A 13,931-nucleotide genomic window follows, 5' to 3' on the forward strand; every position below is an offset into this window, starting at 1 on the left:
CGGAAAGGCCGGTCAGTACTTCCTGGAACACGCGATCGAGAGCGCCAACGCCCAGGAGCTCGACCGGCCGGCGACGATCCACTTCTTCGTCGGGACCGATCCGGAGACCGAGATCCCGGCGCGGCTCGCCGCGCACCCGCAGGTCACCTTCGCGCGCGGCGCGCGCAAGGGGCAGATCCCCGCGCTGAACGCGGCCATCGGCGCCGTCGACGACAGCTGGGACCTCGTCGGCTTCCTCGAGGACGACGATCGCTGGCTGCCGCCCTATCTGGGCGTCGCCGTCCGAGCCCTGGACAGCTTCGATTTCGTCTCCTCGACGCAGCTCGAGGTGGACGAGGCCGGCGAGGTGGTCCGGATCAACGACTTCGCGACGCCGTCGGGCTGGCTGATGCGGCGGGCCACCTTCGCGCAGGTCGGCGCGATCAGCCCGGCCTCGAAGTGGCACTACGACAACGAGTGGCTCGGCCGCCTCGCCGAGACCGGCCTGCGCCGCGCCCACCTCGTCGAGGCGACGGCGCCGGTCACGCTGCAGGACGCGATCCTGGTCCGCCCGTGGCTCGCCAACGTCCTCCAGCTCGGCGGCCCCAGCATATCCCTCGCGCGCCACGGCTTCGTCCTGCCGCTGGTGTGCCGCCTCGTGCATCCGGGCTCCGGGAGCTCGGATGTCGGCCAGGGCGGGACGTCGCGAGCCGAGAGCGAGGCCGAGTACCGGCGGCTGGTCGACCGCTTCGGCCGCATCCCCTGGTGAGATCGCGCCGCGCGGCGGACGCTCGGCGGACCGGCGCCTCTCGCGACCGACGCGGAGGCCGGTTCAGCCGGGGATCACCCCTCGGGACGCTGACGCGGGGCCGGTCACGCAGGCGCCGATCAGCCGCCGCACGAAGCCCGCGCAGGCCTCGAGTTCGTCCCGGGTGACGTACTCGTCCGCCCTGTGGGCGCGCGCGATCGAGCCCGGCCCGATCACCACGGCCGGCACGCCGCCGAGCCGCTCGAACAGCCCGCCCTCCGTGCCGTACGAGACCTTGGCGTGGCCGTTGCGGCCCGCGAGGCGCTTGGCCAGGGTCACGATCTCCGCCTCCGGATCGGTGTCGAGGCCCGGATAGTCGATCAGCGGCTCGACCGCGACGCCGCAGGCCGGATCGCCGGCCCGCATCAGCGGCGCCAGCGTCCCGGTGGCGTAGGCGATCGCGGACGCCGCCAGCGCGGCGGCATCGTCCGCGCCGATCGCCCGGTACTCGAACTCGACGCTGCAGGTGTCGGGCACGATGTTGAGCGCCGATCCGCCCCGGACCACGCTCGACAGGCCGGTGGTGTGGGGCACGTCGTAGAGCGGGTCGCGGGCCCCGTCCCGGGCGATGGCCTCCGCGGACAGGCGGACATGCTCGATGAAGCGGGCGGCGTACTCGACCGCGTTGACCCCCTGGGGCGCCAGGGCCGAGTGGCTGGCCTTGCCGCGGAAGGTGAGGCGGGCGGCCGCCTTGCCCTTGTGGCCGACCACCACGTCCATCCCGGTCGGCTCGCCCACGAAGCAGCCGAGCGGCCGCGGCACGCGCTCGAGCATCCGGGCGATCAGCGGGCGCACGCCGAGGCACCCGATCTCCTCGTCGTACGAGATCGCGAGGTGGATCGGGGTGGCGAGCTCCGCCGCCACCATCTCGGGCAGGAGCGCGAGGCAGACCGCGAGGAACCCCTTCATGTCGGAGGTGCCGCGCCCGTAGAGCCGCCCGCCCTCCTCCCGCAGGGCGAACGGGTCCGACGACCAGGGCTGGCCGTCGGTCGGCACCACGTCGCTGTGGCCGGAGAGCACGTAGCCGGGGCGGGTCTCGAACGGTCCGACGCTGACCAGCAGCGCCGCCTTCCGGCCCGACGGATCCGGCACCCGCTCGACCGCGGCGCCGTGGCCGCGGCAATAGGCCTCCGCCCAGTCGATCAGCGGCAGGTTCGAGCGGGCGCTCACCGTGTCGAAGGCGACGAGCGCGGCGAGCAGTGCCGCCGGATCGGGCGTGCCGGGGCGCGGCGTGGCGGTCTGTGCGGGCTCTGTCATGGATCCCATGGCGTGGCGAGGTCGTGGCGAGGTCGTGACCGGATCTTGGCCGGATCTTGGCCGGGTCGCGGCCGGCGTGCCGACCCGCGCGAATCGGTCTCGAGGGCGCGCGGAGTCCTAGAGGGTTTTCGGCGCTTCCGGGATCCCGGGCAATGCCCGGCCGGCGGCGCCCCGGAACCGGGGCGGCGCTCGGGCGTAGCCGCCGGTGAAGCCCGTCAGGTCGCCCGTCCCGGAGCCCCGACCATGCGTCCCGGTCCCGCCCCGATCCTCGCCGCCCTCCTGCCGACGCTCCTGCTGCCGACGCTCCTGCTGCTGGCCGCCCCGGCCGAGGCCCGCCGGCAGGCCGCTCCCCCGGCCGGGCGACCGCATCACCGCGCGGCCTCCGACACGGACCTGACCCTCGCCCGCATGGCGGCGCGCGACCGGCCCCTCTGGCGGGTCTGGCAGCGGCCCCGGCCCCTCGCCCGGATGCTCCCCCCGTCGGCGCGCGAGCGGGTCGCGGCGCCGCCGCTCACGGGCTGGGGCTACGGCGGCACCGTCCCGGATGCCGCGCCCGGCTTCTGAACCGCCTCGACCCGGACCCGGCCGCCTGCCATGGTGCGGGCGAAAGCAGCGGCCCGAGACGGACACGATGGTGCTGGAGTTCCGCCTGGACGACCCGACCCCCGCGGATCCGCGCCGCCGCTGGGACACCCTGGCGCAGGAGGCGCGGGACGCCTGCTACGACAACACCCGCGCGGTGGCCGACAGCGCGTCCCAGGTGGCCGCCCGGGACGCGGCCTCGGCCGCCTACCGGGCCGCGCATCCGGCCGGCCTCGACGTGCCCTACGGCCCCGGCGCCCGCAACGCCCTCGACCTCTACCCGGCGCGGGACGCGGCGGCGCCCTGCCTGGTCTTCGTCCACGGCGGCTACTGGCAGCGGGGCGCCCGGGAGCTGTTCGCCTGCTTCGCGCAGGGCCCGAACGCCGCCGGCTGGTCGGTGGCGATGGTGGGCTACACCCTGGCGCCGGAGGCGAGCCTCGCCCGGATCGTGGCGGAGATCGGCGCGGCCCTCGACTGGCTGGCCGCCCACGGGGCCGCGCGCGGGATCCGCGGTCCCCTGGTCCTGTCGGGCTGGTCGGCGGGCGGGCTGCTCACCGCGATGCAGCTCGGCCATCCGGCGGTGGCGGCGGGCCTGGCGATCTCCGGCGTCTACGACCTCGCGCCGATCCGACAGACCGCCCTGGACGCCAAGCTGGGCCTCACCGACGGCGAGGTCGAGACCTTGTCGCCCCTGCGCCTCCCGGCGGTGGCGAAGCCGCTCTGCATCGCCTACGGCTCCCGCGAATTGCCGGCGCTGATCCACGACGCCCGCAACCTGCACGCCCTGCGGGCGGCGGCCCATGCCCCGGGATCCCTGCTCCCGGTCCCGGGGGGCGATCACTTCTCGGTGCTCGACGCCCTGCGCCGGCCCGGCGGGATCCTGGTCCGGGCGGCCCACGCCCTGCTCGAGGGCTGAGGCCCCGGCCGGGCTCCCGCACCGGACCCGCGACGACGCGGGGGACGACCGCGTGCAGATTTGCAACTCCCGATAGAAATTCCGCATCGACGAGGCCGGTTTCCGTCTTGCTGAGGCTTGCCGCCCGTGCTGAGACGGGCTCGCGGGCACGATCTCCCCCTACCGGGAGCCGGCCGATCCCAGGGAGATCGGATGCAAGCGGTCGCGCGATCGGAACCCCCTGCGGCGGCGCCCTGCGCCGGCCCCGCGGCGCGCGCCGCGGCTGCGCGTCGTGCTGGCCCTGGGTTTCGGCACGCTCGGCTTCCTGACGACCCTGGCGCTCGCCGCCCTGGCGAGCCGGGAGGCGACCCGCCGGCTCGAGGCGGAGGTCGGCGGGCAGCTCGTCGAGATCGCCGGGCAGATGGCCCGGGGCCTCGATATCGGGATGTTCGAGCGCTGGCGCGACATCCAGATCGCCGCCGCCTCGGACAGTCTGCGCGATCCCGGAGCCGGAACGGCCGCCAAGCGCGCCGTGATGGAGCGGCTCCAGGCGACCTACCCGGCCTACTCGATCATCGGGCTGATCGACTCCGACGGGCGCGTCTCCGTCACCAGCACCGGCGCCCTGGAGGGCGCGGACGTCTCCGGTCGCGACTACTTCCGCGGCGGCCGCGCGGGCCCCTACGTGGGCGACGTGCACCCGGCCAAGCTCCTCGAGGCGCTGATGCCCCCGGACGAGGCCGCCGCGCGCGCGGCGGCGCGCGAGCCCCTGCGGCTCCTCGACGTCGCGGCCCCGGTCCGGGCGCCGGACGGCCGCGTCCTCGGGGTGCTGGCCGCGCATCTCGACTGGGCCTGGGCGCGCGACATGGCCCGCGTCCTCGAAGGCGCCCTCCGGGGCCACCGCCAGGGTGCCGAGATCCTGATCCTGTCCCGCGACGGCACCGTGCTCCTCGGTCCGCCCGCCCTGCAGGGCGCCCCCCTGCCCCGGTCGGTCCTGGCGGGCGGACGGCCCCTCGATCCGGAGGGCACGAGCCGGGTCGGCCCCTGGCCGGACGGCACCGCGTATCTCAGCGCCCGCGCGTCCACGGCCGGCCACCGCGACTATCCGGGCCTCGGCTGGCAGGTGGTGGTCCGGCAGGTGGCCGACCGGGCCCTGACCTCGGTGGCGGCCCTGCGCGGGAGCATCCTGGCGGCGGGCAGCGCGGTGGCCCTCGCGGCGGCGCTGCTCGCGTGGCTGCTGGCCGGCCTGATCGCCCGCCCCCTGCTGGATCTGGCGGCCGCTGCCGAGACCCTGGGCCGCGACCAGCCCCTGCCGCCGCTGCCCCGCTCCTTCGTGCGCGAGGGCGCGACGATCGCCGCCGCCCTGGCGGCGGCGGCGGACGAACGGGCCCGGCGCGCGGAGACCCACCGGCTGCTGATCGACGAACTCAATCACCGGGTGAAGAATACCCTCGCCACCGTGCAGGCGATGGCGGCGCAGAGCCTGAAGAATCTCGGCGCCGGCGCGGCGGCAGGGCGCGACGCCTTCGAGGCGCGGCTCCTCGCCCTGTCGCGCGCCCACGATATCCTGACCCGCGAGAGCTGGGCGAGCGCGGATCTGCGCGGCATCGCCGCCCAGGCGGTGCGGCCCTTCCTGGGTCCGGAACCCGCGGGCGGCGATCCGTCGGACCGGGATTCTTCCGGTCGGGAGACTTCGGACCGGGAGACTTCGGACCGGGACGCTCTGGGCGCGAACACCCCGCGCATCACCCTGGACGGCCCCGACCTGCGGCTGCCGCCCGAGGGAGCGCTCGCGCTCACGATGATCCTGCACGAATTGTGCACCAACGCGGTCAAGCACGGCGCCCTGTCGGTTCCGGCCGGGCGAGCCGCGCTGGCCTGGACGGTGGAGGCCGGTCCGGACACCGAGACCCTGCGGCTGACCTGGCGCGAGCGCGGCGGCCCGCCGGTCGTCTCCCCCTCGCGGAAGGGGTTCGGCACCCGCCTGCTCGAGCGGGGCTTCGCCGGGGGCAGGACCGCCAGCCTCACCTACGAGGCCGGCGGCCTCGTCTACGTGGCGGCCAATCCTCTGCCCGCCGCCGGCCGCGCGCCCGCACGGTCCGCGCCGCGTCCGAACGCCGGGCGGGCCTGATCCCGCCCCGACCCGGGCGACCGTCGTCCCCGCCTCGACCCGACATCGCGCGCCCCTCTGCGGCGGGGCGGCCGCGCAGCCCTGCGCGCCGGCGAGGCCGGATTCCCCTTTAATCCCGGCCATGATTTCACGGCGCAACGAAGACGTGTGCGGGCGCACACGATAGTACATACGCCGAGGATTAAAGTGTTCATCGATATAATGTGCCGATGCGCACACGCTATTCCGGAAATTTAGACTAGTTTCGACTTAGCGGCAGGGATGCAGTGTCCCGCGCCACAGGTTGAACAGCGAGGAAACGCCATGACCCAGTCCCGACATCTCCCGGCTCGCGGCCGCACGGCCGGTTCCGCCTTCGGCCTCGCCCTGGGCCTCCTGACCGGAATCCTCGGCGCGCCCCTGGCGGCGCAGGCGGGCGAAGGCGGCGGTGGGAGCCGCCAGGCCGCCGGCGGCGGCCACATGAGCTCCTACATCAGCGACCCCCACCACGACCCGCGCTCGCTGCACTCGCAGCGTTCCGGGTCCGGGCAGCTCCTCGGGGCGCCGATGGTTCACGACAGGGCCGGGGCCAGCGTGGCGCGTGGCCAGGTCGTCGACCCGCACTGGGCCTCCGGAACCGCGGAGCGCCGCCGGGTCCGTCGCTGAGACTTCGGACGCCGAGACTTCGCACGCCGAGACTTCGGACGCGACACCCCGACACCGAGACTCACCGCCCGGCCCCTCCGGCCGGGCGGTCCCGACCCGACCGAACACCGCTCCGCGCTCCCGCGCAGCGCCGCCGTCCGGCAGGCGCGCTCCGGCGCATCGCCCTTCCCCGTTCCGCCTTCCGGCTCTCCCAGCTTCAGGGACCCTTCATGAACAACATCATCCAGGGCATCGCCAGCTTCCAGGGCAGCGTCTTTCCCGGCCAGCGGCAGATGTACCAGCAGCTGGTGCGCGACGGGCAGCACCCGAGCGCGCTGATCATCGCCTGCGCGGATTCCCGGGTCTCGCCCGAGCACATCACCCAGGCGGGGCCCGGGGACCTGTTCGTCTGCCGCAACGCCGGCAACATCGTGCCCCCGGCCTCCGACGTGGTCGGCGGCGTCTCCTCGGCGATCGAGTACGCCGTGGTGGCCCTCGGCGTGCGCGACATCGTGGTCTGCGGCCACTCGGATTGCGGCGCCATGAAGGGGCTGATGAACCGGGACCTGCTCAAGCGGATGCCCAGCGTCGCCGCCTGGCTGCGCCACGCCGAGGCCGCCGAGCGGATCGTCTGCGAGGCCTATCCCGAGGGGATGGACGCGCAGGCCCGCCACCACGCCCTGGCCCTGGAGAACGTGGTGGTCCAGCTCGCCAACCTGCGCACCCATCCGAGCGTCGCCGCCGCCCTGGCCAAGGGTTCCCTGCGGCTGCACGGCTGGTTCTTCGAGATCGAGACCGGGGCCCTCCTGGCCTATGACGGCGCGAGCGGGCGCTTCCGGCCGATCGCCGGGGCCGACATGCCCGTGGCGCAGGATTCCTCCGCCAGCAGCCGCCTGCAGGCGGCCTGATCATGCGCCCCCCCGGCCGCCTGACCACGACCCTGCAGAGCGCCCTCGCCCCGGGCGGCGCCGTCCGGGCGAGCCTCGCCCGGGACCTGCCCGCCTCCGTGGTGGTCTTCCTGGTGGCGCTGCCCCTGTGCATGGGCATCGCCATCGCGTCCGGCGTGCCGCCGGAGCGCGGCCTCATCACCGGCATCGTCGGCGGCATCGTGGTCGGCCTCCTCGCCGGCTCGCCGCTCCAGGTCAGCGGGCCCGCCGCCGGGCTCGCCGTGATCGTCTACGGGTTCGTGCAGGCGCACGGTCTCGACGCCCTGGGCCCCGTCCTGGTGGTGGCGGGCCTCGTCCAGCTCGCCGCCGGCGCCCTGCGGGTCGGCGGCTGGTTCCGGGCGATCTCGCCGGCCGTGGTGCACGGCATGCTGGCCGGCATCGGGATCCTGATCGTGCTGGCCCAGATCCACGTCCTGACCGACGCCCTCCCCCGGGCGAGCGGCCTCGACAATCTCGTGGCGATCCCGGCCGCGTTCTTCAACTTCGTCACCGGCACGGGCGACCGCACCGGGGCCGTGATCGTCGGCGGGATCACCATCGCGGCGATGATCGCCTGGGAGCGGCTGCGCCCGGCGCGGCTCCGGCTCCTGCCCGGGGCGCTCGTCGGCGTGCTGGCGGGCAGCCTCGTGGCGGGGCTCGGGGATTTCGCCGTCAAGCGCGTGGCGGTGCCGGAGGCGCTGTTCTCCGGCCTCGCCCTGCCGGCCGCCGAGTCCTGGGCGCGCCTCGCCGAGGCCGAGATCCTGATCATGGCCCTGGTGATCGCGGTGATCGCCAGCGCCGAGAGCCTGCTCTCGGCGGCCGCCGTCGACCGGATGCACGACGGCCCCCGCACCCAGTTCAACCGGGAACTCGGCGCGCAGGGCATCGGCAACCTGATCTGCGGGCTCGTCGGCGCGCTGCCGATGACCGGGGTGATCGTGCGCTCCTCGGCCAACGTCCAGGCGGGCGCCGTGAGCCGCGCCGCCACGGTGATGCACGGGACCTGGATCCTGGCCTTCCTGCTCGCGCTGCCCTGGCTGCTGGCCCTGGTGCCGACCGCGAGCCTCGCCGGCATCCTGGTGGTCACCGGCTGGCGTCTGGCGAGCCCGGCCCACGCCCTGCACCTGCAGGCCCGCTACGGCTGGCTGACCGCGGCGATCTGGCTCGCCACGATGGCCACCGTGGTGGCGGTGGACCTGCTCACCGGGGTGCTGACCGGCCTCGCCCTGAGCCTGCTCCAGGCCCTGCCGAGCCTGCGCAAGGGACGGCTCCGGATCGAGCACGCGGCGGCCCCCGAAGTGCCGGGCGTGCCGGAGCTGCGCCTGTCGGGGGCGGCCACCTTCCTGCAGCTGCCGAGCCTCACGGCGGCCCTGGAGCGCACCCCGGCGGGCGGCGAGGTCCGCCTCGCCACCGACAACCTCGCGGCCATCGACCACACCTGCCTGGAGATGATCGGCGACTGGGCGAGCCGGCGCAGCGCCGGCGGCAGCCGGATCGCGGTGGTCGGCGGCTCGGGCGTTCCGCACGACCGGCTCGCCGCCGCGGTGGCGGCCCCGGCCCACTGAAGGGCCCCGCGCCCTCTGCCGGCGGCCGGCCCGGTCCGGCGGCGGGCGCCCGCAGCGCGGGCCGGGCGCCGAAGCCGCGGCCCGAGAAACAACGGCGCGGAGCCGTTCCCGTCGCCGGGGCGATCGGGAGCGGCTCCGCGCCGCGTCCGGCCACCGGCCCCGCTCTCCGGGCGGCGGCAGCCCGCCGCGCGGGCCGTCAAGGCTGTCCGGGTCCGGGGACCCGGCGATCTTCAAAACCGGTTAATCCTGAATCTTCGCGCCCCTTTAACGAGCGGAAGGCCAGACTCAGCCCCACGGCAGGCCCGCGCCGCGGAACCGGCCGGCGGAATGGTTCTCGTCAGGAGCTTCGTCGATGATCAGGTTCCTCGCGGCCCCGGCCGCCTGCCTGGTCCTGTGCGGCGCCGCGGCAGCGCAGGACATGCCCGGCCTCGCGACCCTGAGCCCGCCCGACCCGGTGCAGCCGGTGGCCGCGAGCCCCGCGCTCCCGGCGCCGGACAGGGCGGTCGCGCCGGGGTCGCGACCGGAGGCCGGCCCCGATCAGGCCGCGCTCCGGCCCGAGCCTGGCCGGGCGCCCCTCGGCAGCCTCACCCTCCGCGGCACCGCGGCCGACCCCGCGCAGACGACCGCCAGCCTGAGGGCCCCGGCGACCGGCTCCGGCGCGTCCAAGCCCTGGTGCGCGCAGGAGCGCCGGGTCGGCACCGGTCAGGGCTTCTGCCTGGTCAACTGAAGCGGCCCGACCGGCGCTGCCGGCGCCCGGCGGCCGGGCCAGGAGGCCGCGTAGACCGTGACCTCGTCGAAGGTCCCAACCCTCCGGCGCGTGGCCGCGGGAGGCGACGAGGAGCACCGGCACGGCCGCGCCGACCGCCGCGACGGCGAGCAGCCGCGTGATCAGATCCGCGTGGGCGCGGGCGGCCTGGGTCAGCGCGCGGCCGAGCGGATCGCCGGGCCCGACGCGCGCCCAAGTGGGGAGACGGTGGCGGGGTCCGGCGTCACGTCTTCGTGACCGGCACCCCTCGGGCTGGGTCCGGCTCCGAAGATGCCAGGGCGTAGGTGGCCTCGGCGACCCGGTTCAGGGGGCCGCCCGGCCCCGACCGCTTCCACAGGCGCGTGTTGAGGGCCGCCACCGGATCCCGGCCGGGCAGGGTGAAGCCCTGCCGGGCGAGCACCTCCAGGATCTCGGCCGCGTGCAGCGGCCGGCCCGCCCGCGCGATCGCCGCGCAGGCCGCCTGCACCACGGCCCGGCCGTAGCGGCGGGCGCCGGCGGCGTCCTCCGTGAAGGCGATCACCGGCGGGATCGGCCCGGCGGCGCCGGCGGGATCGGGCGCCCCCGCGGACCGCGCCGCCGGATCGACCCGCACGCCCCGCCGTCCGCGGGCCGCGGGCTCCCCGTCGGCAGGCGCCCCGGGCCGGCCCTCCGGCACGTCCCGACCCCGCGGCGGCCCGTCGGCCGGGTCTCGGCGCAGCCCCGCCGGCGGATCGGGCTTCAGGGTCGGGTCCGGCCGCGCGTCCGCTCCGCCGGCCGCCAGCCGGCGACCGAGTTCCTGGTAGAGGACGAGATCGGCGATCTCCCGATCGAGCGCCTCGCGCTGGCGGCGCAGCGCGGCGAGCCGCGCCGCGATCTCGGAGTCCGACAGGCCCACGTCATGTTCCTTCCAAGCGGACGGAACATATACTCATTCCGATCGGCAGAGGGAATACGACCGACTCTCTATCCTGGCCCGTTTCATTCCGTGAGGGAATGAACCTCGCGCTCTGATCTATTCCTTCGCGCGCTTCCGTATTCCCTTGCCCGCAGGGCGGGGCGGCACGAGCAGCGTGCTGGGATCGGCCGGGTGCAGGGTCAGGCCGCCGTCGTCGAGCACCAGCGGCAGCCGCGGAAACACCTCGCGCAGGTGCGCGAGATCGGCCTTGAACGCCTGGCGGAAGCTGCGGATCGAGGCGTTCTCGGCCCCGAACTGCGCGTGGAGGTTCGCCCAGGTCAGGCGGAGCGGCCGCTGCAGGGACCGCAGGCGGTAGCCGGTCCAGAACAGCAGGTCGAGCTTGCGCGCCGAGCCCGAGAAGGCCCGGGCCGCCCGCACGTCCACCGGCAGGGCGTGCCGGATCAGGGTCTCGTAGAATTCGGGATCGAAGCGCACCGTGCGGCCGGCCTCGTCGTCCCCCTCCCCGGCGCGGGGGCGCCACAGCTCCAGGCTGCGGAACGGCGGGACGTTGAGGGTGGTGGCGCTGTCGCGCCCGTCCCAGAGGCCGATCTGCATGGAGCAGGCGGCCAGCCGGTTCAGCTGTTCCTTGAACTGGCGGATGGTGCCGCGCTCGCCCCCCGTGACCGCGAAGCCCATCTCGCGCATGAAGCCCGACAGGGTCTCGGCCACCTTCACGGTGGGGCTGCGCTGGCGCACGGCCTCGGTGCAGAGGTGGAGCAGGACCAGCCGGGCCTTCGGGCCGTAGGGCAGCCCCTGGGGCTCGAAGGCGCCGGTCTCCGGGTCCTTGATCCGGCCGGCGATCAGGTTGAGCGAGTTGCGGCCGTAGCTGCGGGAGAATTCCCGCACCGGCCCGGGATCGCGGTAGGGCAGGCCGCACAGAGCCAGGACCGAGTGGATGTGCTGGAGGCTCGACGGGAGGGCCGGCTCGTTCTCGATCACGAGGCGCACCGCGTCGCGGCGGCGCTGGTCGCGCGACAGCCCGGCCCGGCGGCTCTCCTCCTCCCCCAGGAGGGCGGCCCGGGCATCGCGCTCGCGCTGACGGTGCAGCACGTGCTCGACGATCTGCGCGAACAGGAAGCCGCCGCGCGCCGCCTCGATCTCGGCCCGCAGGTCCGGGTCATGGATCCCGGCGATCTTCTCCTCGATGCTCATCGCCCCTCGGCCCGCGCTGCACGGGCCGTCCATCCGGCGGGCGGACGGACGGCCCGATCCTGCCATGCCACGATTCGCCCGCCGCGGCCCCCGTCCGGTCGGCCTTGTCCCGGCAATCCACGCTTCCCCGGTGCGGGATCACGCCCGCGAGCGGGCCGACGCCGGTCGCTTCACGGCCGGCGCCCGCCCCGGCGCGCAGAGTTCGATACGGGTCTCGTCGCCCGCCGATCCGACGCCGAGCCGACGCCGCGTCCGGCGCAGAGTCCGATACGCGCGGGTGCCCGGTGACCGTCCCCGTTATCCACCGATCCGGGGGCGAATCCGCGCCGAATCGGATACGCGGCCGCGCAGATTCCGATACGGCGGGGCGCGGCCCGGGCGCAGAATCGGATACGCCGCCGCGCAGAGTTCAATGCATCCCCGCGCAGAGTCGGATGCGCGAACGCGCGCCAAACCACTGGCACACATGCGGAATTCGCCGCCCCATATAACCTGCTGAACTGACTCTCTGAAAGATTCCTCCAGATAATCTTCCTACTGCGGACCAGCCCGTTCGTTCTGACGAACGACCGTGTCGCGCCGTACATGCACAGGGTGCGAAGGGAATATGAGCAGGTTTTCCACATTCCCACGGGGAACGACCGTCGCGGCTTGACGGAACGGCGAAGGAGTTCCGTGCCGTGCCGCCGCGCCCCGCCGACGACCGGGTGGCCTCCGGCATCCCACCGGGGTTCGGCCAGGGTCACGGTGTGATGGCGGCTTGACGCGGACGATGCGGCCCGGTTTCTCGGCTCCTTCCGAGAGGGCCCTCAGAGAAGAGCGCGCCGATGCCCCCCTTGCCCGAATTCGCCCGGCCCAGCCTCGCCCTGCCCTGGGCCCCTTCGCCGATCGCAGCCCGATGACGGATCGCCGCGACGACGGCCGCCCGCCCGGCGGACGCCCCAGCCGGCCACGCCCGCCCTGGCCCCGGCGCCCGGCCCCCCGGCCCGGAAGCCGCCCGGCCGCGGCGGCCCGCCCGCGGGAGGAGGGCGGCGACGGGCCGACTGTGCTCTACGGCTGGCATCCCGTGGTGCAGGCCCTGGGCAACGCCCAGCGCGGCCTGCACCGGCTGCTCGCCACCGAGAACGCGGCCGCGCGCCTGGAGGCCGAGTTCGGCGGCGCCGTGCGGATCACCCCGGAACTGGTCCGGCCGAGCGACATCGGCCGCCTGCTCGGCCCGGACGCCGTCCACCAGGGGCTGTACCTGGAGGCCGAGCCCCTACCCGCCCCCGGCCTCGACGATCTGCCCGCCGACGCGCTGCTGCTGGCGCTCGACCAGATCACCGACCCGCACAATGTCGGGGCGATCGTGCGCACCGCCGCGGCCTTCGGCGTGGCCGGGATCGTCACCACGGCGCGCCACGCGCCGGGCGCCACCGGGGTCCTGGCGAAATCCGCTTCCGGCGGCCTGGAACACGTGCCCTTCGTGACTGTCCGGAACCTCGCCGAGGCCCTGATCGAACTGGGCGAACGCGGCTTCACCCGGGTCGGCCTCGATTCGGACGCGCCCGAGAGCCTCGACGCGCTGACGGTCGCGCGGCCCCTGGTGATCGTGCTGGGCGCCGAGGGCAAGGGCCTGCGCGAGCGGACCCGGGGCTGCTGCGACGTCCTGGCCCGGATCCCCTTCTCGGGCGCGATCCGCAGCCTCAACGTCTCGAACGCCGCCGCCATCACCCTCTACGCCCTCGGCCGGAAGAGGGACTGACGGGACCGTGACGCGGCCGGACCGGTCCCCGAGCGGGGCCGCCGCGATACGTTCGGAAACACGGAACCGGGCCCGGAAGCCCCTGTTCCGCCTAGGCAATCTTCGCAACTTCCCGTAGAATACGCGGCGAGGGGGGCGTCGGCTCGAGGGCTGCGCCGGATGTTGGACGATGCGTTTACCTACGGCGGTTGGGCCCTCGGCCTGGTCGCCGTCGGTGTGTGGATTTGGCTCGCGCGGCGCGCCTTCCCGAGCTTCGAATCCTTCGTGACGGGCTTCGACGACGAGCTCCGGCTCGGCGCCAGCCCGGAGGAGCGCGCGCGCAGCGCGCGCTGGCACCAGGTCCGTCAGGCCGCCATGGCCCTGACGGCCGTCGCGGCCCTGTGCCTGTCGATCGGCTTCGCGATTCCCGACTGAACCGGAAACCCCGGGGGCGGCCCCGGCCGACCGGGATCCGGCCCGGGTCCCGCTCCGAAGCGCACGGGCGCGCACCGTCCCTGTTCCGAGACCCCGGCGTGATGTACCGGATCCGCGGAACCGCCCCGGTACGGTCCGGGACGCGGAGGGAGCA

Annotated in this window: 14 protein-coding genes; 11 read left to right on the forward strand and 3 right to left on the reverse strand. The window is 75.0% G+C overall.

Annotated features, from left to right (window positions below; translation table 11 throughout):
* Window positions 1-748 (forward strand): glycosyltransferase family 2 protein (locus ACTJK8_RS27750; protein WP_440762857.1); only part of this gene is annotated, 748 nt, incomplete at its 5' end.
* Between the two features lie 63 nt (window positions 749-811).
* Here the strand turns inward: ACTJK8_RS27750 and argE are convergent.
* Entirely contained in the window at window positions 812-2,044 is a 1,233-nt protein-coding gene (gene argE / locus ACTJK8_RS27755; RefSeq protein ID WP_058608317.1) for an acetylornithine deacetylase, read from the reverse strand.
* Window positions 2,045-2,287: 243 nt separating this feature from the next.
* On the opposite strand from argE, the gene ACTJK8_RS27760 reads away from it, so the two are divergent.
* From ACTJK8_RS27760 to ACTJK8_RS27795, 8 genes are all read left to right on the forward strand, one after another.
* Window positions 2,288-2,608 carry a hypothetical protein gene (locus ACTJK8_RS27760; protein ID WP_012318532.1) on the forward strand — a complete coding sequence of 107 codons (321 nt, stop codon included), beginning with the start codon at window positions 2,288-2,290 and terminating at the stop codon, window positions 2,606-2,608.
* A 67-nt stretch (window positions 2,609-2,675) separates the two neighbouring features.
* The gene (locus ACTJK8_RS27765) at window positions 2,676-3,542 is read left to right on the forward strand and encodes an alpha/beta hydrolase (protein ID WP_440762858.1); all 867 of its coding nucleotides are present in this window, start codon (window positions 2,676-2,678) and stop codon (window positions 3,540-3,542) included.
* A gap of 271 nt (window positions 3,543-3,813) precedes the next feature.
* The gene (locus ACTJK8_RS27770; RefSeq protein ID WP_440762859.1) at window positions 3,814-5,652 is read left to right on the forward strand and encodes a sensor histidine kinase; all 1,839 of its coding nucleotides are present in this window, start codon (window positions 3,814-3,816) and stop codon (window positions 5,650-5,652) included.
* 303 nt (window positions 5,653-5,955) lie between these two features.
* Entirely contained in the window at window positions 5,956-6,297 is a 342-nt protein-coding gene (locus tag ACTJK8_RS27775) for a hypothetical protein (protein WP_012318535.1), read from the forward strand.
* A gap of 209 nt (window positions 6,298-6,506) precedes the next feature.
* Window positions 6,507-7,184 (forward strand): carbonic anhydrase, encoded by a 678-nt coding sequence (locus tag ACTJK8_RS27780; RefSeq protein ID WP_012318536.1) that lies wholly within the window; start codon window positions 6,507-6,509, stop codon window positions 7,182-7,184.
* Between the two features lie 2 nt (window positions 7,185-7,186).
* Window positions 7,187-8,767: a SulP family inorganic anion transporter gene (locus ACTJK8_RS27785; RefSeq protein WP_058608320.1), complete on the forward strand. Its 1,581-nt coding sequence runs from the start codon at window positions 7,187-7,189 to the stop codon at window positions 8,765-8,767.
* Between the two features lie 352 nt (window positions 8,768-9,119).
* Window positions 9,120-9,494 carry a hypothetical protein gene (locus ACTJK8_RS27790; protein ID WP_012318538.1) on the forward strand — a complete coding sequence of 125 codons (375 nt, stop codon included), beginning with the start codon at window positions 9,120-9,122 and terminating at the stop codon, window positions 9,492-9,494.
* Window positions 9,495-9,551: 57 nt separating this feature from the next.
* Entirely contained in the window at window positions 9,552-9,770 is a 219-nt protein-coding gene (locus ACTJK8_RS27795; protein WP_440762860.1) for a hypothetical protein, read from the forward strand.
* On the opposite strand, the gene ACTJK8_RS27800 is transcribed toward ACTJK8_RS27795, so the two are convergent.
* Complete coding sequence (locus tag ACTJK8_RS27800; protein ID WP_012318540.1) at window positions 9,757-10,407, reverse strand: hypothetical protein; 651 nt, start codon at window positions 10,405-10,407, stop codon at window positions 9,757-9,759. The genes ACTJK8_RS27795 and ACTJK8_RS27800 overlap by 14 nt on opposite strands.
* A gap of 117 nt (window positions 10,408-10,524) precedes the next feature.
* Window positions 10,525-11,619, reverse strand: coding sequence for a replication protein RepA (locus tag ACTJK8_RS27805; RefSeq protein ID WP_012318541.1), 1,095 nt, complete (start codon window positions 11,617-11,619; stop codon window positions 10,525-10,527).
* Window positions 11,620-12,517: 898 nt separating this feature from the next.
* Here ACTJK8_RS27805 and ACTJK8_RS27810 point away from each other — a divergent pair.
* Both ACTJK8_RS27810 and ACTJK8_RS27815 read left to right on the forward strand, forming a co-directional pair.
* Window positions 12,518-13,363 carry a TrmH family RNA methyltransferase gene (locus tag ACTJK8_RS27810; RefSeq protein ID WP_012318542.1) on the forward strand — a complete coding sequence of 282 codons (846 nt, stop codon included), beginning with the start codon at window positions 12,518-12,520 and terminating at the stop codon, window positions 13,361-13,363.
* Between the two features lie 159 nt (window positions 13,364-13,522).
* Window positions 13,523-13,777: a hypothetical protein gene (locus tag ACTJK8_RS27815; RefSeq protein ID WP_024830472.1), complete on the forward strand. Its 255-nt coding sequence runs from the start codon at window positions 13,523-13,525 to the stop codon at window positions 13,775-13,777.
* The last annotated feature ends 154 nt before the right edge of the window (window positions 13,778-13,931 follow it).

The organism is Methylobacterium sp. 22177 (assembly GCF_052045615.1).
GTDB classification, from domain to species: Bacteria; Pseudomonadota; Alphaproteobacteria; order Rhizobiales; family Beijerinckiaceae; genus Methylobacterium; species Methylobacterium radiotolerans.

Excerpts from the sequence above, each read along its gene's own strand:
- argE (WP_058608317.1), bottom strand. The coding sequence starts at position 2,044 with ATGACAGAGCCCGCACAGACCGCCACGCCGCGCCCCGGCACGCCCGAT.
- ACTJK8_RS27760 (WP_012318532.1), top strand. The coding sequence starts at position 2,288 with ATGCGTCCCGGTCCCGCCCCGATCCTCGCCGCCCTCCTGCCGACGCTC.
- ACTJK8_RS27765 (WP_440762858.1), top strand. The coding sequence starts at position 2,676 with ATGGTGCTGGAGTTCCGCCTGGACGACCCGACCCCCGCGGATCCGCGC.
- ACTJK8_RS27775 (WP_012318535.1), top strand. The coding sequence starts at position 5,956 with ATGACCCAGTCCCGACATCTCCCGGCTCGCGGCCGCACGGCCGGTTCC.
- ACTJK8_RS27780 (WP_012318536.1), top strand. The coding sequence starts at position 6,507 with ATGAACAACATCATCCAGGGCATCGCCAGCTTCCAGGGCAGCGTCTTT.
- ACTJK8_RS27785 (WP_058608320.1), top strand. The coding sequence starts at position 7,187 with ATGCGCCCCCCCGGCCGCCTGACCACGACCCTGCAGAGCGCCCTCGCC.
- ACTJK8_RS27790 (WP_012318538.1), top strand. The coding sequence starts at position 9,120 with ATGATCAGGTTCCTCGCGGCCCCGGCCGCCTGCCTGGTCCTGTGCGGC.
- ACTJK8_RS27805 (WP_012318541.1), bottom strand. The coding sequence starts at position 11,619 with ATGAGCATCGAGGAGAAGATCGCCGGGATCCATGACCCGGACCTGCGG.
- ACTJK8_RS27810 (WP_012318542.1), top strand. The coding sequence starts at position 12,518 with ATGACGGATCGCCGCGACGACGGCCGCCCGCCCGGCGGACGCCCCAGC.
- ACTJK8_RS27815 (WP_024830472.1), top strand. The coding sequence starts at position 13,523 with ATGTTGGACGATGCGTTTACCTACGGCGGTTGGGCCCTCGGCCTGGTC.